This window comes from uncultured Corynebacterium sp. (assembly GCF_937999985.1).
Lineage (GTDB): Bacteria > Actinomycetota > Actinomycetes > Mycobacteriales > Mycobacteriaceae > Corynebacterium.
In genome coordinates this window covers 20,235-40,826 of the sequence record NZ_CALLDG010000113.1, presented here as the reverse complement: position 1 = coordinate 40,826, position 20,592 = coordinate 20,235, and the positions used below count along the sequence as shown (strand labels likewise).

14 protein-coding genes are annotated in these 20,592 nt (G+C 65.3%); 5 read left to right on the top strand and 9 right to left on the bottom strand.

The features are described from left to right. Positions 1-2: 2 nt before the first annotated feature. Positions 3-1,730, top strand: coding sequence for a malto-oligosyltrehalose trehalohydrolase (treZ, locus tag Q0331_RS05420; protein WP_298075449.1), 1,728 nt, complete (start codon positions 3-5; stop codon positions 1,728-1,730). A 30-nt stretch (positions 1,731-1,760) separates the two neighbouring features. Here treZ and Q0331_RS05415 read toward each other — a convergent pair whose 3' ends face one another. Together Q0331_RS05415 and dnaE are read right to left on the bottom strand one after the other, a co-directional pair. Then, complete coding sequence (locus Q0331_RS05415) at positions 1,761-3,602, bottom strand: pyruvate kinase (RefSeq protein ID WP_298075448.1); 1,842 nt, start codon at positions 3,600-3,602, stop codon at positions 1,761-1,763. Positions 3,603-3,703: 101 nt separating this feature from the next. Continuing rightward, positions 3,704-7,276 carry a DNA polymerase III subunit alpha gene (dnaE, locus tag Q0331_RS05410; protein ID WP_298075456.1) on the bottom strand — a complete coding sequence of 1,191 codons (3,573 nt, stop codon included), beginning with the start codon at positions 7,274-7,276 and terminating at the stop codon, positions 3,704-3,706. 74 nt (positions 7,277-7,350) lie between these two features. Here dnaE and Q0331_RS05405 point away from each other — a divergent pair, with 74 nt between their 5' ends. After that, on the top strand, positions 7,351-8,529 hold the full coding sequence (locus Q0331_RS05405) for an amino acid deaminase/aldolase (protein ID WP_298075447.1): 1,179 nt from the start codon (positions 7,351-7,353) through the stop codon (positions 8,527-8,529). Next, positions 8,529-9,881 (top strand): D-arabinono-1,4-lactone oxidase, encoded by a 1,353-nt coding sequence (locus Q0331_RS05400; protein ID WP_298075446.1) that lies wholly within the window; start codon positions 8,529-8,531, stop codon positions 9,879-9,881. The genes Q0331_RS05405 and Q0331_RS05400 overlap by 1 nt, the downstream gene beginning before the upstream one ends. Here Q0331_RS05400 and rarD read toward each other — a convergent pair. Genes rarD through lspA form a run of 4 tightly spaced genes read right to left on the bottom strand, consistent with a single transcriptional unit; the run spans position 9,878 to position 12,920 of the window. Then, on the bottom strand, positions 9,878-10,753 hold the full coding sequence (gene rarD, locus Q0331_RS05395) for an EamA family transporter RarD (protein WP_298075445.1): 876 nt from the start codon (positions 10,751-10,753) through the stop codon (positions 9,878-9,880). The two genes, Q0331_RS05400 and rarD, sit on opposite strands and share 4 nt — an antisense overlap. Further along, positions 10,754-11,398, bottom strand: a complete 645-nt coding sequence (locus Q0331_RS05390; protein ID WP_298075444.1) for a hypothetical protein — start codon at positions 11,396-11,398, stop codon at positions 10,754-10,756. Continuing rightward, entirely contained in the window at positions 11,395-12,366 is a 972-nt protein-coding gene (locus tag Q0331_RS05385) for an RluA family pseudouridine synthase (protein WP_298075443.1), read from the bottom strand. Before Q0331_RS05385 ends, Q0331_RS05390 begins: the two co-directional genes overlap by 4 nt. Then, positions 12,363-12,920 (bottom strand): signal peptidase II, encoded by a 558-nt coding sequence (lspA, locus tag Q0331_RS05380; RefSeq protein WP_298075442.1) that lies wholly within the window; start codon positions 12,918-12,920, stop codon positions 12,363-12,365. The genes Q0331_RS05385 and lspA overlap by 4 nt, the downstream gene beginning before the upstream one ends. 40 nt (positions 12,921-12,960) lie before the next feature. On the opposite strand from lspA, the gene Q0331_RS05375 reads away from it, so the two are divergent. Then, positions 12,961-13,950 carry a DUF6263 family protein gene (locus Q0331_RS05375; protein WP_298075441.1) on the top strand — a complete coding sequence of 330 codons (990 nt, stop codon included), beginning with the start codon at positions 12,961-12,963 and terminating at the stop codon, positions 13,948-13,950. Positions 13,951-13,998: 48 nt separating this feature from the next. Here Q0331_RS05375 and Q0331_RS05370 read toward each other — a convergent pair whose 3' ends face one another. Continuing rightward, the gene (locus Q0331_RS05370) at positions 13,999-14,547 is read right to left on the bottom strand and encodes a hypothetical protein (protein WP_298075440.1); all 549 of its coding nucleotides are present in this window, start codon (positions 14,545-14,547) and stop codon (positions 13,999-14,001) included. A 238-nt stretch (positions 14,548-14,785) separates the two neighbouring features. On the opposite strand from Q0331_RS05370, the gene Q0331_RS05365 reads away from it, so the two are divergent. Next, positions 14,786-15,775 carry an asparaginase gene (locus Q0331_RS05365; protein ID WP_298075439.1) on the top strand — a complete coding sequence of 330 codons (990 nt, stop codon included), beginning with the start codon at positions 14,786-14,788 and terminating at the stop codon, positions 15,773-15,775. A gap of 14 nt (positions 15,776-15,789) precedes the next feature. On the opposite strand, the gene Q0331_RS05360 is transcribed toward Q0331_RS05365, so the two are convergent. Then, positions 15,790-17,136 (bottom strand): DNA polymerase IV, encoded by a 1,347-nt coding sequence (locus Q0331_RS05360; RefSeq protein WP_298075438.1) that lies wholly within the window; start codon positions 17,134-17,136, stop codon positions 15,790-15,792. A 22-nt stretch (positions 17,137-17,158) separates the two neighbouring features. Then, positions 17,159-20,446, bottom strand: a complete 3,288-nt coding sequence (gene ileS, locus Q0331_RS05355; protein WP_298075437.1) for an isoleucine--tRNA ligase — start codon at positions 20,444-20,446, stop codon at positions 17,159-17,161. Positions 20,447-20,592 lie beyond the last annotated feature (146 nt).

Genomic DNA, 20,592 nt, shown 5'->3' with positions numbered 1-20,592 from the left:
ACATGTATTCCGTGTGGGCTCCCCTGGCCGAAAACGTAGAACTAGTCCTGCAACCTGCGCAAACAAGCACAGGTACCGACTCCGGCGCCGCCACAGGCACCGAACAGCGCATCCCCATGACCCGCGAGGCGGATAACTGGTTCCTCGCCGACGTACCCGCCAACCCCGGCGACCGCTACGGCTTCTCCGTCGACGGCTCCCCCGTCTTCCCCGATCCGCGCTCCAAGCGCCAGCCCGACGGGATCCACGGCCTGTCCGAGGTGTGGCAAATCGACAAGCCCCGCAAGCAGCTGGGCCGCCCGCTACGCGGCGAGGTTCTCTACGAGCTGCACATCGGCACATTCACCCCGGAAGGCACCTTCGACGCCGCAATTGAGAAGCTCGACGAGCTCAAAGCTGTGGGCGTCACCGCCATCGAGCTCATGCCCGTGCAACCCTTCGGCGGCGAGCGTAACTGGGGCTACGACGGCGTGATGTGGCACGCGGTCACGGACGTTTACGGTGGCCCGGACGGACTGTTGAGGCTTATTGACGCCGCCCACGACCGCGACCTGGCCGTGGTGTTGGACGTGGTGTACAACCACTTCGGCCCCGACGGCAATTACACCGGGGTGTTCGGCCCCTACACCGCCGGTGGCTCCACCGGCTGGGGTGACGTGGTGAACCTGCAGGGCCGGGATTCCGACGAGGTACGCACTTACATCCTGGAGGCAGTGCACCAGTGGACCCAAGAGTTCGGCGTGGACGGCCTACGCCTGGACGCGGTGCACGCGCTGGACGATACGGGCGCGGTGAGCCTGATCGAGCAGATCCGCGACGCGGCCGAGCCCGCCTGGATCATGGCCGAATCGGATCAGAACGATCCTGTGTACACCGAGGGCTACAAGGTCGCGCAGTGGAACGACGACATCCACCACGCGATCCATACCGTGGTCTCCGGCGAAGACCACGCCTACTACTCCGACTTCGGCACGGTGGAGGTGCTGGCCACCACGTTCCAGCGGGTGTTCTGGCACGACGGGCGCTATAGCTCCTTCCGCGGGCGCACACACGGCAGGCCGGTGACGGATCCGGAGCTGTGGCGCTTCGTGACGTACACGACCACCCACGACCAGACCGGCAACCGCGCGGCGGGCGACCGGCCGAGCATGAACCTGTCGGTGGACCAGCAACTGGCGAAAGCCACGCTGGTGCTGACCAGCCCGTTCACCCCGATGCTGTTCATGGGCGAGGAGTGGGGAGCCTCTACCCCGTTTGCCTTCTTCGTCAACCACGAGAACGAGGAGCTCAACCAGGCCACCCGCGAGGGTCGTATGCGCGAGTTCGCGCGCGCCGGGTGGGACCCGAAGGAAGTGCCGAACCCGGCGGCGGAGGAAACCTTCCGAAACAGCGTGCTGCAGTGGGCGGAACGCACGGAAGCCCCGCACGCGGAGGTACTGCGCGGGTACACGGAGCTGCTGGAGTTTCGCCGCACCCACCGCCTGGCCGAGGCGGAGCTGCTGGACGTCCGCTGGTGGGCCGACGGCGAGAAGCCGGTCAGCGAGGCCCTGGCGGGAGTGAACCCGACGGTGCCGCCGATCGACTCAGCCGACGAGCTGGCGCACGGCCGCTGGATCGAGCTGACCTACCAGGCTCCGGAATCGCTGGTGACAGTCACCGTGAACTTGGCCGACGCACCCCACGACCGCCTGGGGCTCGGCCCGTGGGAGGCGCGCTACAGCGTCCAGTAGCCGGTAGCAGTTGGCCACGCAGCTGGCCGGTTATTGCCAGCTGCGCACGTGGTGCAGCAGCATGCGGTTCTTGCGCTGCGAGCGGTCCATCTTCACGCCGATCTCCCGCAGGATCGCGATGGCCTCCGGAATGTGTGGCCCCTTGTTCAGCATGATGCATTCGGCGCGTAGTGCCCACGCCACGTCGGTGATCTCCGCGCGGGTCGGCAGCCCTGACTTAGCCATCGATTCCAGCACCTGCGTGCCGATGATCAACGGCACGTGCGCGGCCTCCACCATCGCCATCACCTGTCCGGGCACCTCCGCCATGCGGGCGAAGCCCATCTCCACGGCTAGGTCGCCGCGAGCCAGCATCACGCCAAACTTCGCGTGCCGCATGCCCTCCAGCAGGATGGTGGTCAGGTTTTCGAACGCCGGAATCGTCTCAATCTTCAGCACCAGGCCGAGGTCGTCAGCACCCAGCTCGCGGAACTTCTCCAAGACGTAGGCCACGTCCTCGCGGGTACGGATGAAGCTCACCGCGGCCATGTCCGCGTGCTCGGCTACGAACGCCAACGCGGCCTCGTCTTCCTCTGTCAGGCTCGGCAGCGGCAGCTCCGTGTCAGGGAGGTTGATGCCCTTGTATTCCGCGAGCTTCGCCCCACCGCGGGTGACCAGCAGCTCCGCCTCGACTGTCCCCGCTGTGGCCTCTGTGTCCTTAACTTCCCGGATCTCCACCACCTTCGCTGCGATCGCCCCGTCGTCGAACAACACCTGCTGGCCCACCTCGAGCGCTCGCACCGCCTCCGGCAGCGTACAGCTGATTTTCGGGATGCCGCCGACCTGCGGGTCGCACACCACATCAGCGCTGGTCAGCACAATCTTGTCCCCGGTCTGCGGCCGCAGCTTCTGCAGCACCTGCGGCACCGAGCCCACCGCCGTCCTAGCCTTCTCCGTCCGTAGCTCCGCGCCGAGCTGCAGGTAGATGTTCTGCTCCCCCTCCGCCAGGGCGCCCTCGCTGTCTTTCTTAATGACGCCTAACTTCCGTTTCTTGCCGCGTGCGTCCTCCACACGGGTCGTCTCTCCAACCTCCAGGGCATCGAAGAACTCTCGGGATACGTGCACGCTCACGATTGGGCGACCCAGCGTGTTCTCCGCCATAGGAGCCTCGGCCAACTCGCGATCCTCCGGGATCATCCACAGGCGGCAGGGCTGAATGACCGTGCCCGCGTCGTCCCGCTGCACGCGCACACGCACCACCGCCGGACCCGGCGCGATGCGGCCAGTGCGGATCTTCGGTCCGGCCAGGTCCATACTGATGGGGATGTAACGCCCCGCGGCCTCGCCTGCCGCGCGGACGTTGTCGATCATCCGCTTCCACACCTCCGGCCCGTCGTGGGCGCAGTTGATGCGCGCCAGCTCCATGCCGGAATCCACCAGCCGGGCTACGAGCTCCTGGTCGTAGGCGGCCTCGATCGGCAGGGTGACCATGATGTACGAGGAGTCCCCTGGCAAAGCCTCCGCCCCGAAGAGAGCCTCCGTGTGCTGTTCAAGCAGCTCATCGGCCCCCACGATGGCGTCAGAAACGTCCTCCTCAGCGAACTGCGGCGAGCGACCATCCAGAGCCGAGACCACGTTGTGCGCGGCTTGCAAGCGCGCCTTAACCGCCGGTTCCGCGGTAGACAGGCGTGTTGCCCCTAGGCTCTCCAGGTTCCCCTGCAGGCCACGGCGGTCGCTGGTGCGCAACGTGGTGTAGTGCACCAGGTTCCGAGCACCGACGAAGTGGGTCGGCGCGGTGGCGCTGATCTCCGGGTACCAGTGCAGGGTTTGGCTATCGAGTTCGTCGAGGAGTTCCTCGATCGCTTCTAGAACGGCTTGCTTGTTGACCTGCATGGTGAAGGGACGTCTCCTTGGGAAGTGCGCGGCTGCTGCTGCGCAAGCGTTGTGTCCCTTCTATCGTGTCAGGTTGGCCGGGGTTGCGCTCGGCAACTGCACTAGGAGAAGATGCCCTCCCACGTGGAAGCCTTCAGCGCCCCCATGAGCGACGGCGACTTGTTCACGCGCATCTCCGGGGCCAGTAGGAACTGGACCTCCTCCTCGCCATCGATGAGGGTGAGGTAGACATCCGAATCGCCCTTGTTCTGGCTGAGCACGCGGCGCAGGTTGGCCATATTGCCGGGAGTTGCCTGGTCCACGCGGATGTTCAGGCGCAGCGGTACGCCGGAGCCCGCGCCGACGGTGAGCTCTGCGGACTTGATGTCCTGGCAGAACAGGCGCATGTCGTCTTCGCGGTAGTTGATCTTCGCCTTGGCCAGAACGATAGCGTCCTCAACGATCTGCGGAGCGACAATCTGGTAGGTCTTCGGGAACACCAGTAGCTCCACCTGCGCGCCATGCTGGTCCTCCAGCGTGGCGATTGCCCAGGGGTTGCCGTTGCGGTCGATGCGGCGCTCAACGGCCGAGATGATGCCGCCGATCTTCAGATCCTTGTTGTTCGGCAGTTCGCCGGACAACACAGTAGTCAGAGGAGTGTCGACCTGTGCATCCAGCGCGTCCTCGAAGCCGTCCAGCGGGTGGCCGGAGACGTACAGGCCCAGCATGTCTCGCTCGAGAGCCAGCTGGTGCTTGCGCTCCCACTCCTGGTCGGGCACCTCCACGCGGAAGACATCGCCCGCGCCATCGTCGCCGCCCAGGCCTGCAAAGAGGTCGAACTGGCCCTTCGCAGCGGCCTTCTTAGTGGCGGTGACGGCATCCACCGCATCCTCGTGGACCAGCACCATGCCCTTGCGCGGGTGCCCCAGCGAGTCGAAGGCGCCGGCCTTAATCAGAGATTCGGTAACGCGCTTGTTCGCCGCTGCCAGGTCGATCTTGTCCAGGTAGTCGGAGAAATCGGTGAACGCACCCTTTTCCTCGCGGGAGGCGATAATGGAATTCACCACATCCTCGCCCACGTTGCGCACTGCGCCCAGGCCGAAGCGGATGTCCTCGCCGACGGACTGGAAGGTGTAACGCGAATCGTTAACATCCGGCGACAACACACGAATGCCCAGGTGGCGGCAGTCTGCCAGGTAGATCGCGGACTTGTCCTTCTTATCCGCCACGGAGGTCAGCAGCGCAGCCATGTACTCCGGCGCGTAGTTGGCCTTCAGGTATGCGGTCCAGAAGGAAACCAGGCCGTAACCCGCGGCGTGGGACTTGTTAAAGGCGTAGCCGGCGAACGGAAGGATCGTATCCCACAACGTCTTGATGGCATCGGCGGAATAGCCGTTGGCCTTCATACCGGATTCGAAGGTGACGAACTCCTTTTCCAGCACCTCCGGCTTCTTCTTACCCATTGCCTTACGGAAGCCATCGGCCTGACCGGCGGTGTAGTTCGCGACCTTCTGGGAGATCTTCATGATCTGCTCCTGGTACACGATCAGGCCGTAGGTCTCTTCGAGGATCTCGTGCAGAGCCTCTTCCAACTCCGGGTGGATCGGCACAATCGGCTTGCGGCCGTTCTTGCGGTCGGCGTACTCCCAGTGCGCGTCCACACCCATCGGGCCCGGTCGGTACAGCGCCAACGCGGCCACGATGTCGTTGAAGCCCGTGGGCTTCATACGCTTCAGCAGCTTCTGCATGCCCGCGGAGTCCAGCTGGAACACGCCGAGCGTCTCGCCGCGCGCCAGCAGTTCGTAGGTGGGGTCATCCACCGTGTCGAGGTTTTCCAGGTCCAGCTCGAAGCCGCGGTTGGTCTTGATGTTTTCGAGGGCGTCACCAATAACCGTAAGGTTTCGCAGCCCCAGGAAGTCCATCTTCAGCAACCCGATGGCCTCACAGGCGGGGTACGGCCAGCCGGTGATCAGCGCGCCATCCTGCTTGCGCTTCCACATGGGGATGCAGTCCAGCAACGGCACGCTGGACATAATCACAGCACAGGCGTGCACACCGGCTTGGCGGATCACGCCTTCCAAGCCGAGTGCGTCCTTGTAGATCTTCGCCACGTCCGGGTCGGTTTCGATCAGCTGGCGAACCTCGGCGGCCTCGGGGTAGCGCTCGTGCTCGGGGTCGGTGATGCCGTGCAACGGAATGTCCTTAGCCATGATCGCCGGCGGCAGCGCCTTAGTGATCCGGTCGGCCATCTGGAAGCCCGCCTGGCCATAGTGGGCACGTGCGGAGTCCTTAATGGCCTGCTTCGTCTTCACCGTGCCGAAGGTGATCACCTGGGCGATCTTGTCCTCGCCCCACCTGTCGGCAGCGTAGCGGATCATTTCGCCGCGGCGGCGATCGTCGAAGTCGATATCGATATCGGGTGCGGACGGGCGCTCGGGGTTCAGGAAGCGCTCGAACAGCAGGCCGTGTTCCATCGGGTCGATGTTCGTGATCGTCAGGGCGTAGGCGACTAACGCGCCGGCGGCCGAACCACGGCCGGGGCCCACGCGGATGCCGACGGAGCGGGCGTGCTTAATCAGCTCGGCGACGATCAGGAAGTAGGACGGGTAGCCCTTCATGTCGATCACGCTGATCTCGTACTTCGCGCGGTCGATGTACTCGGCGGGCACCTCCTTGCCCGGGAAGCGCTCCTCCAGGCCCTTCATCACCTCATGGGTCAGCCAGGTCGTCGGCGTGTGGCCTTCCGGCACGTCGGCGATGGGCATGCGATCGTGCGGGTGCTCCTCCCAGACCTCGGAGTAGTCCTGCACACGCTCGGCCACCCACAGGGTGTTGTCGCAGCCCTTCGGCACTTCCTTATCCCACTGCGCGCGGATGTCCTCAGCGCTGCGCACGTAGTAGCCGCTGCCGGAGAACGCGAAGCGCTTACCGCCCTGGTCCAGGGTCGGCTCGTCCAGCGTGGAGCCAGTCTGCACGCACAGCATCACCTCGTGCGCCGGGGCCTGCTGCTCCAGCACGTAGTGGCAGTCGTTGGTCACCAGCGGCGGCAGCTCGAGCCGGCGGCCGATCTCCAGCAGGTCGTCGCGCACCCGCTTTTCGATCTCCAGGCCGTGGTCCATCAACTCCAGGAAGAAGTTGTCCTTGCCGTAGATGTCCTGCCACATTCCGGCGGCTTCCAGGGCCTTGTCGAACTGCCCCAGGCGCAGGCGGGTCTGCACGTCGCCGGAGGGGCAGCCGGTGGTGGCGATGATGCCCTCGGAGTGCTGGGCGATTAGATCGGCATCCATGCGGGGCCACTTGCCCAGCTGGCCTTCGTAGCTGGCCATGGAAGACAGGTAGAACAGGTTGCGCAGGCCGGTCGCGTTCTCCGCGATCATCGTCTGGTGCAGGTAGGCACCGGAGGCCGACACGTCGTCGGACTTCTGCTCTGGCTTGCCCCAGCGCACGCGCTGCTGGTTAAAGCGGGATTCCGGGGCGATGTAGGCCTCGATGCCGATGATGGGCTTCACGCCAGCGTCGGTCATCGCCCGATAGAAGGCGTCCGCGCCGTACATGTTTCCGTGGTCGGTCATTCCGACGGCGGGCATCCCCTGCCGCACCACCTCTTTGGCCAGGAGGTCGACCTTGGCCATGCCGTCGAGCATGGAGTACTCGGTGTGGTTATGCAGGTGGACAAAGGAGGAACCGCTCATGATTGGCCATCATAGCGCGTCGCAAAAATCGCATTTTTCGGCACATGCGATTCCTTATCGCTATACAGTTATTTTTCATGAAAAAAGATATTCGCCTCGCAGTAGCGCACCTGGACGCACCCTTTGCGGTGTTGGATCTGGATGCCGCCAGAGCCAACGCCTTGGACATGGCGCACCGTTCCCGCGGCACCCCGATCCGGGTGGCCAGCAAGTCGCTCCGCATCCGCTCGCTGATCTCGGAGGTCCTCACCCTCCCCGGCTATCGCGGCATCTTGGCCTATAACCTCAACGAAGCCCTGTGGCTGTGCCAGGAGCAGGTCAGCGACGATATCCTCGTCGCCTACCCCTCCGCCCACCGCGAGGGCCTGCACCGCCTGATCCACGATGCGCGCGCCATGGAGTGCGTGACCCTCATGGTGGATTCGGTCGCCCACCTGGATCTTATTGACGCCGTGGTGCCGCCCCACGAGCGTGGAGAGATTCGGGTTTGTATTGATATTGACGCCGCACTTCGCGCCGGCCCCGTTCACATCGGAGCTCTGCGCTCCCCTCTGCACACGGCTGAGGAAGTACGCAACATCGCCCGGCAGGTCCGTCAGCGCGAGGGCTTCCGCCTGGTCGGCCTGATGGCATATGAGGGCCAGGTGGCGGGCACTACCGATACATCCCCGGCGATCGCGGCGATGAAGGCGTTGTCCGTCCGTGAGTTGGCCGGCCGCCGCGCGAAGATCGTCGCCGCCGTCGCCGAAGAGCTGCGGGTGGCGGGCCTGCCTCCGCTGGAGTTCGTCAACGGCGGTGGCACCGGGTCCATCGAAACCACCAGTGCAGAGGCCGCGGTCACCGAGATCGGCGCGGGCTCCGGCATCATCGGCCCGGCCCTGTTTGACCACTATCGGCAGTTCCAGCCCACCCCGGCGGAGTGGTTCGTGGTGCCGGTCGTGCGCCGTCCTGCCGAGGACACGGTGACAGTGGCCGGTGGCGGCCGCATCGCCTCCGGTCCGGCCGGCAAAGACCGTCTGCCAGTCGTCGACTGGCCCCGCGACCTGAAGATGGCACCCCTGGAAGGCCCGGGTGAGGTGCAGACTCCCCTGACTGGCCCCGCCGCCCGCAACCTCCGCCTCGGCGACCACGTCTGGATGCGCCACGCGAAGGCCGGCGAAGCAACTGAATACATCGATACCGTGCTGGTCGTCTCGGCCGGCGAAATCATCGCGGAGTGGCCCACCTACCGCGGCGAAGGAAAGAGTTTTGTCTGATGAGCACCCCCACTACAACCCGCAAGCCCGCTTATAACTCTCGTTGGGTCAACTGGTCCGGAGTCTCCGCCGCCCAACCGCGCAAGCAGGTCGCCCCGCGCGACGAGGCCGAGCTGATCCAGATCATTCAGCGGGCCGCCGCCTCCGGCGAGAAGGTCAAGCCCATCGGCGCTGGCCATTCCTTCACCTCCGTGGCCGCCACGGAGGGCATCCAGGTGAGCCTGGACAACTTGGCCGGGCTGATCCGCTTCGACCCGGAGAAGATGACCGCCCGCCTGCGCGCGGGCACCCGGCTGCGGGATGTGCCGGGCATCCTGGCTCCCCTGGGCGTGGCGCTGGCCAACCAGGGCGACGTAGACCCGCAGTCGCTGGCAGGCGCGATCGGCACGAGTACCCACGGCACGGGGCTGGGCTTTACTGGCTTCGCCGGCATGCTGCGCGCCTTCCGCATCATCACGCCGGACGGCCAGGCGCACGAGTGCTACCCGGGCGCAGACGGCATCGCCGGCGAGCTGTACGACATCGCGCGCGTTTCCCTGGGTGCCTACGGCATCATCACCGAGGTGGAGTTGGACGTGGTGGATACCTTCGTCCTCCACGCGGTCGAGCGCGCAGAGCCGAACGACGACGTGGTGGAGAACTTCGCCGAGCGGGTACGTGGCAAGGATCACCTGGAGTTCTACTGGTTCCCCGGCACCGACGTGGCCCATGTGAAGACGAACACCCGCCTGCCGGGCAACACCCCCACCAACCCCATCCCGCGGTGGAAGGAAGTGCTGGACGACGAGCTGCTAAACAACGGCGCCTATCGGGTGATGAACGATCTGGCGCACCACTTCCCCTCCTTAAGCCGGCCCTTCGCCAAGCTGAGCGCGAAGACGCTGGCGCAGCGGGAGTACTCCAACGTGGCCCACGACGTGTTCGTCAGCGCCCGCCGGGTGCGTTTCAACGAGATGGAGTATTCGGTGCCGCTGGCCGATGCCCGCGAGATCCTGCGGGACGTCCAGCACACCATGAACACCTGCGGCGAGCAGGTGCTCTTCCCCATCGAGGTCCGCGCCACGGCGGCGGACGACGTGCCGCTATCCACGGCTAAGGGCCGCGAGTCCTGCTACATCGCCATCCACCGCTACAACAAGGACAGCCACCAGGCGCTGTTCCGCCACATCGAGCCGATCTTCAAGGCCGCTTCCGGTGGCCGCCCGCACTGGGGCAAGCTGCACACCCTCACCCACGAGGATCTGCTGGAGCGGCACGAGGATCTGGCGCGCGCCTGCGAGATCCGCGCGAAGGTGGATCCGCAGGGCATGATGCGCAACGCGATGATCGATCGCGTTTTCGGGCTGGCCTAACTCAGCTTCTTCACCCGCCGCACGCGCGGCGGACGGTGGCGCACCAGGTCGACAATGAAGACGATCACCGCGATCCAGATCAGCACGAAGCCGACCCAGCGGGCGGGCTCGATGTGTTCGTTGTTCACGAACACCGCCCACAGCATCTGGATCACGGGCGTGATGTACTGCACCATTCCCAGGCTAGTCAGCGACATTTCCTGCGCGGCACGGGCAAAGCACAGCAGCGGCAGCGCGGTCACCACGCCCGCCAGCATCAGCAGTGCTGCGTGGCCCGCGCCCAGCTGCACAAAAGTGTTGGTGCCCTGGGATTGCAGGAACCCCAGGTAGATCAGCCCTACCGGCGCCAGTACAAGAGTTTCGGCGGTGAGGGACTGAATGGGCGTCAAACGAACCTGCTTTTTCACTAGCCCGTAGAACCCGAAGCTAAAGGCCAGCCCCAAAGAAATGATCGGCGGCGAACCGAGCGCGACCGTCAGAACAACCACGGCGATGGTGGCGATGCCGACGGAAACCAGCTGCAGGCGGCGCAGCTTCTCCCCCAGCACGATCACACCCAGAAGCACGCTGACCAGTGGGTTTACAAAGTATCCGAGGGCGGCGTCCGCGACGTGGTTGTTGTTCACAGCGTAGATGTACAGCCCCCAGTTCACGCTGATCAACACCGCGGCTGCCGAGACGATCCACCATTGACGCGCCGTGATCGCCCGCAGCTGCTTGTACCCGCGCAGTGCCGCGAGCAGCAACAGCATGAACACCAGAGTCCACACGAAGCGGTGCGCCAGGATCTCCATCGGCGTCGCCGGCTGCAGGAGTGGGAAGAATGCGGGGAAAAGCCCCCACATCAGGTAGGACAGCAGGCCCCAGATCACTTATCTAGCTCCCATCGGTCGAATTCCAATACGCCCATAGACCGCCTCGGGGTCGGCGGGTTCCACGGCGTATGCGCGCTGTGCGAGCTCGCGGAGCTGCTCGGGCGTGGCATGGACCAACACACCGTCGATAAGCAGTTTGTCCGGTTCAGTTTGTGCGCTGCGAGCCATCCGGTCTACTACCTGATTGATCACGTCGGCGCGGGTGCGGCCCACCGCCGGCTCGGGCAGTACAGCCTGCGCGGTCGCTCCGAAGTAGAGGGTACTCACACGCATATCGAGCCCCTGCACCAGGTCGATCACCGCCTTAGAGTCCCAAGGGTGCTCCGGGTCGGGGGAAACTAGTGCCCAGCGGGGTTCGTCTCCGGTCATCTGGTCTAGCTGCTCGCGCGCGTGTTCCCGGTACTGCGCCGGGGTGCCGTCGAAGGGGCCGAGCTGGTCGCCGTTGATGTTCGGCGGCTTCAAGGTGAGGTCCGAGGTGCTCATGGCGATGACGCCCAGTCCCATCGCAATGAGGCATAGTCCGGAAAGCCAGGCCACCCAGGCGGGCCGACGCGTATCCTCCCAGTCCAGCTGGCGCTGCCGCTTCTTGTTCGCCTTCAACTGCTGGGGGCTGCGCCCCCGATAGTGCTGCTCCTGGCTCACGAGCGGACCCCTTCGCCGGAACCCGGCGCGGCGATGCCGTTGGCATCCCGCAGCCTGTCAAGGGCCAGCTGCAGATCCTCCGGGTACGGCGAACGGACGGTCTTCCACGAGCCATCCGGGTGCGGAAAGCCCAGCTCCACGGCGTGCAGCCACTGGCGGGTAAGCTCCAACTTCTCCGCCAGCTTCGGATCGCTGCCGTACATCGGGTCGCCGCACAGCGGGTGGTGCAGTGCAGAGAAGTGCACACGGATCTGGTGGGTGCGTCCCGTCTCCAACTTCACCTCTAGCAGGCTGGCCTGGCGGTGCGCCTCCAGGGTGTCGTAGTGGGTGATGGCGTGCTTGCCGTCTTCGCGCACGCTGAAGCGCCAGCCCGCGGACGGGTGGCGGCCGATCGGCGCGTCGATCGTGCCGGAAGTCGGATCCGGATGGCCCTGAACCAGTGCGTGATAGGTCTTGGAGACCTCCCGGTCGCGGAAGGCATTCTTCAGCACGGTGTAGGCGCGCTCACTGGCGGCGACGATCATCACCCCGGAGGTGCCGACGTCCAGGCGCTGCACGATCCCCTTGCGCTCCGGTGGGCCGGAGGTGGAGATGCGGAAGCCTGCGGCGGCCAGGCCGGAGGTTACGGTGGGCCCCTCCCAGCCGACGGTGGGGTGCGCTGCCACGCCGACGGGCTTGTCCACCACGATCACGTCCTCGTCGGAGTAGAGGATGTCCATGCCCTCCACGTGGCGGGCGGGCTCGGCGGCCAGATCCCGCGGCGGGGCGGGCAGAGTCACGTCCAGCCACGCGCCCGCAACCAAACGGTCGGACTTCCCCACCGGCGCCTGATCCTGCAGGATGTCGCCATCGGCCGCCAGCTCCGCCACGGCGGTGCGGCTGAGCCCCAGCAGCTTGGATAAGCCGGAATCCACGCGCATGCCGGCCAGTCCGTCCGGCACGGGCATCACTCGGTTCTCGCGGGTCATCGGTTCACCTCCTCGCTGGCGTCCTCCTGTTCCTCACTGGATTTCTCCGGTGCTTCCCGTTCTTCTCGCTCCTCCCGCACGTGATTCGCCGGCTCGATGAAGAACGCATAGATCAGGTAGCAGACAACACCGACTGTGATGGCGGCGTCCGCAACATTAAAGATCGCGAAGCTACCGAAAGAAAGAAAGTCCACAACATGCCCGTGCATGCCCCCCGGCTCGCGAAAGATACGATCCACCAGGTTGCCTGCCGCACCGCCGCCGATCAGGCCGATCGGTAGCGCCCCGGCCATGTAGCGCGTGCGCAGGGCCAGCACAATGCAGGCCAGGAAGGCGACTAGCTGGAATATGGAGAAGATGATGGTGGCGTTCGTCCCCATGGAAAAAGCCGCGCCGGGGTTGCGCACCAGATAGAGCCGGAAGAACTCGCCGATGACGGGGTAGGCCCGTTGCTCCTCTAGATTTTCGACGACCGCCCATTTAGTGATCTGGTCGACGACGATGATCCCGAACATCAGGGTCAAGGCGGCGAAAGATGCACGTTTTGAAGTCACGCTTATTCAGTCTAATGTCCGCCTGTTACGCTGTGAACTTGTGGGTATTTCTAGCAAGTCCGCGCTGGCTGTTTGCAGCGCCATAGGCCTGGCCTTCACGGCCGTCGCATGCTCTGACTCCGAGCAGCCGCAAGCTAAGCCGGCAGACGTTGCCGTGCCGGGCGTCAAGGTGGAGCTTCTAAGCCGCGGGGCTTCTCCCCAGGAGCCGATCGCCTGGTTCTCGCAGGAGGGCAGCCAGGAGGTCACGTACCACGCCACCCAAGGGTTCGCGCAGCACACGGTTGGTGCGTCTGGTGGTTCTGGCGATTCCGATGATGCTGATGATGACGCCACCGCATCGGCCACCGACGCCTCAGAGACGGCGAAGGAAGATGAGCAGCCGGATGTTGACGAGCTGGACTATGACGAGGTCACCATGAACCTGCCCTTGTCCGCCGAGGTCACTACCGACGGTGAGGGGCGCCAGACCAATGTGACCGTGGGCGAACCGACCGGCACCAACGACGAGCGGAACGAGGACATCGCCACGGCCAAGGGCTTCAAGATGACCACCGAGCAGGAGGTGGACGGGCGCGCAACCTCCCGAAGCTACACAGCTCCCGATGAAGCCAGCGCCACCGCCCGCGCCAGCGTGGAATCCGCGCTGAACCAGATGAACGACTTCCCCCTGATCTTCCCCACCGAGCCCGTGGGTATCGGCGCAAAGTGGACGGTTTCCAACCGTGTGGACGGCGACGTTTCGATGACCCAGAAGGTCACCTATACGCTGCTGGAGCGCGAGGGGCAGACGGTCTCGCTGAAGGTGGAGGTATCTCGCAGCCCGGCAGTGGCTACGTTGGCGCAAACCGATCTGAAGGTGCTGGACGTCAAGACCGAGTCCAGCGGGCAGATCGCGCTGGATCTAAACAAGGTGCTGCCCACTCGGGGCCACATCAACGTGGAGACGAAGGTCACCTACGGGCAGGATGATTCCCCGGTCCGCGTGGTGCAAACCTCCACGTCGAAGTCGAAGTGGACCCCTGAAAAGTAATTCCCCCCAAAGAACAGTGTCCTTAGTACTCTAAGCGGCCTAAGTGATCTAGAGGTCCTTGCACATCGGCGGCACCTGATCCGGCAGGACGTTTTCCACCAGGGTGCAGGCCCAGCCCTGATCCAGCTTCCACTTGCCGTCCTCGCTGACGAACTCCACGTCGCTGACCACGTGCGGCTCCTGGTCGGGCACGGTCAGGTTCACGGTTGCGTTGACGTTGCCGGGGGTCAGGCTTGGCAGTACGGGGTCGACGACTTCGAGGGTCGCGCCGGACTCGGTGCGGGACTTCGTCAGGGCGTCAAAGAGCTCCGGGGCCTGGTCGCCGTTCACGACCGTGTCCACCTTTTCTTCGGTCGGAACTTCCGGGTCTACGGCGCGGTTCAGCACGCCCGACAGCTCCTCCGCCGTCGGGGTCTGGTCTTCGGCTGCCTCGGAAGATTCAGCGGCGGTGGTGGCAGAGGAAGAGGAGGAATTGTCGGAAGAATCGTCGTCGTTGCCGCAGGCGGAAAGGGTCAGCCCGGCAGCCAGGACGGCGGAGACAGCCGTTGCGCGAGTAAAGATCTTGGTGCTGCGAGAGTAGCGCTGGGTGGAACGCACGAGAATGCTCCTTCGATGGTTGGACAATGTAATGCTAATGATCGTGTGCAATTAGCCGAGTAAGAAAACAGTGCTCGGTGACACACTGCCGTAGACAGCTGTGCACATGGAGTACACATCCCAAAATTTTTGGGGAACCAGTTTCCGACTATACAAGCCATGCTGTTGCAGATGTTATTCGTGTGACTTGCGCCCGTGCGCGCGTGGTCCTGTCCGGGCCGTCACGTACATTGGTCACATGACTTCCACCCCCTCGCGGAATTGCCAGCAAGTCCCCGTCCTCGGCACCGGCGGCACCATCAGCTGCGCCCACTCTCCCGAAGGCGACCTTGTACCGTCACTGACCTGCGCGGACATCGTCGATCAGGCTCGCATTCCACAGGAGCTCGAACTCCTTCCGCACGACATCATGAGCATCGATTCCAGCTCCATCACGCTTACCCAAATCGACGAGCTCGTCGCCCACATTGCTAGCTTCTGCTCCACCACCCCAGCCGGCGTCGTGGTGCTGCATGGCACGGACACGATGGAGGAATCAGCCCTCGCCGCCGCGTGCGCCCTGGGTCTACCCTGCCCTGTAGTGTTTACGGGCGCCCAGCGCCCGGGTGATGACGCCGCACCGGACGGCCCGGCCAACCTTTCCCGCGCGCTCGCCGCGCTTGCATCGGGGGAACTTTCTGCGGGGGTTCACATAGTCTTCGGGGATGCCATCGTTCCCGCCCGCGGGGCTTACAAGGCCCACACCACTGCCGAAACAGCCTTCCGCAATGCACTGATTGACTCCGGGAACCATGATGACGAGTCCCCCAGCGCGGATGGCACTGCTCTGCCTCCACTACAGGTAGCGGGGCTGTACGTGCCCATCGTCAGCGCCTTTGCGGGCGATGACGGTCAGCTCATTCGGGCGCTGCGAGAGCAGGACAAGCGGGAGCCGGACACAAAAATGGGTGCCAAGGTAGGTGCCGTGGACGGCCTGGTGCTGGCTGCCATGGGATCCGGCAACATTCCCACAGCTGTCGCCGAGGAGCTAGAGGCGTGGCGCGCGGAGCGTACTACCGAGCTGCCGGTCGTGGTGTGCAGCCGGGTACCAACCGGCGGGGTTTCCTTCGTCTACGGAGGTACGGGCGGCGGCGCCCAGTTGGCCCGCGCCGGCTTCCGTAGCGGCGGGGCACTGCGCCCCAGCCAGGCGCGCATCGAGTTGCTCTACGAACTCGCCCGCGCTCGCTAGTCCCCTCTCAGTTTCTAGTCCTCCGCCAGCCCGTCGAGGTCCCAGGCCAGGCTGTCCAGCGGGTCGGCGGGGCTTAGGTCTTCATCGTCAATGCGGAAGGTGCGGGTCTTCCCCGGGCCGGTCGCGGCGGTTTCGAAGCGCACGCTGACCACCCCGTTGCCGGCTCCCTGCACCCACCCGTGCCCGAACTCCACGTGCGATACATCCTGGGTGGCATGCCACACGGGGCGGGCCGTAGTGGCGTCATCAACCAAAGAACTAAACCCCGCATCGGTTTCGGGGACGGCGGCGATGGGCACCGGCGGGCCATCGAGCTCGGGGAACAGCAGCTCCTGGCGATCGGCCACCAGCCCGGACACGCTCACCCCGACCAGGCGAAAGGCACCGGCCTGCTCGGGGCGTGGCATCAGGCGCTGAGCGAGGGCGAAGATCTTGTCGAAGTCCTCCGTCGGCGCTGGCAACCCGGCGGACTTCGTGTGCAGCTGAAAGTCAGTGGTGCGCGTCTTGACGGTCACAGTGCGGGCGGCGCGGCCATCCTTCAGCAAGCGGCGGTGCATGGCCAGCGCGGTCTCGTGCAGCACGCGCATGGCCTCGGCGGTGGTGCGCGCATCCACCTGCAAAGTCCGTTCCGCACTGACCTGTTTGGCGGGCGCGCGGGGAGCGACGGGCCGCGGATCGTCGCCGGCGGCCATGCGCTGCACCTCCACCCCAACCGAGCCCAGCGCGCCGCGCACATCCGTGGTGTCGGCGGCAACGAACTGTCCGATTGTGTCGATCCCCATGGTGTGGAGCTTGCCCTGAGCGACCTTGCCTATCCCCCACACGTCGCCTACGGGCCGGTCGGCGAAGACCTCCATGCGCGCCTCGGGCGGCACGACGAACACCCCGTGGGGCTTCGCCAGGTCGCTGGCCATCTTCGCGTCCAGCTTGGTGGCGGCCATGCCGACGGAAGCGGGCAGGCCGGTCTCCTCTTCTACCCTGGCCTGCAGGTTCTCGGCCCAGGCGCGGGCCTCCTCGGCGTTGTCCAGCCCCTGCGGTTCGGCGAAGCCCTCGTCCACGGATAGCTGCTCCACCACGCCAGCGTGGGCACGGATGACCTGGAAGATGCGGCGGGAGGCGGCCGCGTACACCTCCTTGCGCGGTTTAACCACCACGGCGCGGTTGTTGCACAGGCGCACTGCCTGCCCCATCGGCATCGCCGAGCGCGCACCGAAAGCCCGGGCCTCGTAGGAAGCTCCGGCGACCACCCCACGGCCGCCCAGCCCGCCAACCAGCACCGGCCTATCGCGCAAGGTCGGCCGAGTGAGCTGCTCGACGGAGGCGAAGAACGCATCCATGTCGATGTGAGCCACCCAGCGCATGTGAGTACCCTGCGGGTCTTTGTTAGGACGCCACCGACGCGACCGCGATGTCAGCCGAGCAGCCGTCGGCGACGTCGTGGCTGAGCTGCTCACCGACGACCACCTTCACGTCCGTGGCCAGCACTTCCTTGGCAATCGCATCCGCGTGGGTGCGCGCCCACTCTTCCTTGTCCGCAGGCACGGATAGGGTCAGGTGGATCCGGTCGGTGATCTGCAGGTCGGCGGCCTTGCGGGCCTCCTGCAGGCCGCGCACGCGGTCGGCGGCCCAGCCCTCGGCCTCCAGTTCCGGGGTGGTCTGGGTGTCCAGCACCACCAGGCCGTCCTGGCCGGAGACCTCTGCGGTGTGCTCGGGCTCAGCAGCGACGAGCTTGCGGGTGAACTCGCCGTCCTGCAGCTCGATACCGTCGGCGGTGACCACGCCCGCGTCGTCGACCGTGTAGTTGCCGGACTTCACGGCCTTGATGACGCGCTGGACGTCCTTGCCCAGGCGCGGCCCGGCCACGCGGGCGTTCACCACGACCTCGAATCCGCCGACCTGGGCGACATCCTCGGTCAGTTCGACCTGCTTGACGTTCACCTCGTCGGCGATGATCTTCGTGAACTCCTCCAGCGCGCTGGCGTTCGGCAGCGCGACGGTCAGCTTCGGCAACGGCAGACGGTTGCGCAGCTTGTGTGCCTTGCGCAGGGAACTCGTAGCGGAGCTGACGGCGCGCACGGCATCCATGGCGGCGACCAGCTCTGCGTCGGCGGGCAGGTTCTCGGCCTTCGGGAAGTCCGCCAGGTGCACGGAGCGCTCGCCGGTCAGGCCGCGCCAGATCACCTCGGTGGTCATCGGCAGCAGTGGAGCTGCCGCGCGGCACAGGGTCTCCAGCACGGTGTACAGGGTGTTGAAGGCCTCGGGGTGGACGGCGTCGCCCGCCCAGAAACGGTCGCGGGAACGGCGGACGTACCAATTGGTCAGTGCGTCGCAGAACCAGCGGATCTCGTCGCAAGCGGTGGCGATGTCCGTGTTATTCAGCGCATCGGTCACGCCCTGCACAGTGTCGCGCAGCTTCGCCAGGATGTAGCGGTCCAGCACGTTGGTAGAGGACGTATCGTACTGCGCGGGCTGGGAGGCGTAGAGGCGCAGGAAGGAGTACGCATTCCACATGGGCAGCATTGCCTGGCGCACGCCCTCGCGGATACCCTGCTCGGTGACGATCAGGTTGCCGCCGCGCAGGATCGGCGAGCTCATCAGGAACCAGCGCATGGCGTCGGAGCCGTCGCGGTCGAAGACCTCGTTGACGTTCGGGTAGTTGCCCTTGGACTTACTCATCTTCAGCCCGTCATCGCCCAGCACGATGCCGTGGGCAACGACCTTCTTGAAGGCCGGGCGGTCGAACAGTGCGGTGGACAGAACGTGCATGGTGTAGAACCAGCCACGGGTCTGGCCGGAGTACTCCACGATGAAGTCCGCCGGGGAGTGGGTATCGAACCACTCCTTGTTCTCGAACGGGTAGTGCTTCTGCGCAAACGGCATGGAGCCCGACTCGAACCAGCAGTCCAGCACCTCCGGCACACGGCGCATGGTGGACTTGCCCGTCGGGTCGTCCGGGTTCGGGCGGGTCAGCTCATCAATGTCCGGGCGGTGCAGAGAGGCCGGCTTGCGGCCGAAGTCGCGCTCCAACTCCTCCAGGGAGCCGTAGACATCCATGCGCGGGTACTCCTCAGAGTCGGAGACCCACACCGGAATCGGCGCGCCCCAGTAGCGGTTGCGCGAAATGTTCCAGTCGCGTGCGCCCTCCAGCCACTTGCCGAACTGCCCATCGCGGATATGGGAGGGCATCCACTCGATCTGCTCGTGGTTCAGCTCCACCATACGGTCGCGGAACTTCGTCACGGCCACGAACCAGGACGGCAGAGCCATGTAGATCAGCGGCTCGCCGGAGCGCCAGGAGTGCGGGTATGAGTGCTCGATCGTCTGGTGGCGCAGCACGCGCCCTGCGGCCTTCAGGTCCTTGATGATTGCCTTGTTCGCGTCGAAGACCAGCTGACCCTGGTAGTCGGGTGCCAGGGAGGTGAACTTGCCGTCCATGTCCACCGGGATCTCCAGGTCGATGCCCGCAGCCTCGCAGGTGAACATATCGTCCTCACCGAAGGCCGGAGCCTGGTGGACCACACCGGTACCGTCGGCGGTGGTGACGTAGTCGGCGCACAGCACGCGGAAGGCACCCGCCTTGAACTGGCTGCCTTCGCCGCCCTCGCTACCCTCGCCGGCTGAGCCGGCCACAGCCTTCTCGCCCGCACGCTCGGCGAAGTAGCCGAACAGCGGCTCGTAGGTCATGCCCTCCAACTCCGCGCCGGTGAACGTGCTCAGAACCTCGGCCTTCTCCCCCAGCTCCTTGGCATACGCACCGCGCAGGTCGTCGGCCAGCACCACGGTCTTGCCGTGCATGCCCTCGGCGCCGTCGGCACCGATGGCGTCATCCCCAATCCGCACCGCGGCGTAGGTCACCTCGGGGTGGACCGCCAGGGCGAGGTTCGCCGGCGTGGTCCACGGGGTGGTCGTCCAGCCGATAAACGCGGCATCGGCGAGCTCCGGGTGCTCGGCCAGGGTCTTCACAGAGGCAGTGTCCTCGGTCGCGCCGGTGATCGGGAAGGTCACCGTGATGGTCGGGTCCTGGCGCATCTTGTAGGAATCATCCAGGCGGGTCTCCTGGTTGGACAGCGGCGTGTGCTCCGCCCAGGAGTACGGCAGAACGCGGAAGCCCTGGTAGATCAGGCCCTTGTCGTAGAGGGTCTTGAAGGCCCACATGACGGACTCCATGAACCCCGGGTCCATCGTCTTGTAGCCGTTGTCGAAATCCACCCAGCGCGCCTGGCGGGTGACGTATTCCTTCCACTCGTCCGTGTAGCGCAGCACGGAGGTGGCACAGTACTCGTTGAAGGAGCGCATGCCCATCTCTTCGATGCCGGCGCGATCCTTGATGCCCAGCTGCTTCTCCGCCTCCAGCTCGGCGGGCAGGCCGTGGCAGTCCCAGCCGAAGACGCGGGCGACCTTCTTGCCCTGCATGGTCTGGTAGCGCGGGACGATGTCCTTGACGTAGCCGGTCAGCAGGTGGCCATAGTGCGGCAGGCCGTTGGCGAAGGGCGGGCCGTCGTAGAAGACGTATTCCTCGTTGCCCTCGCGGGAGTTAACGGATTCGTTAAAGGTGCCGTCCTTCTCCCAGTACTTCAGCACGTTCTCTTCGAGTGCGGGGAAGGCGGTCGAGCCGCCATTGGACATATCGACGCGCGGGTAGGCGCCGCCTGCTGGGGTTGCTTCGCTCATGGTGTGGTACCTGCTTCTTCGCTCTTTTTATTGACGCCCACAGTTTTGCTGTCGGCGACGTTCTCGCTAGAAAAACAGGGACGCATTGGCTAGGAAACCCTGCGCGGTACCACCCTGATTGGCGTAATTCGTGATACGCCCTCTTC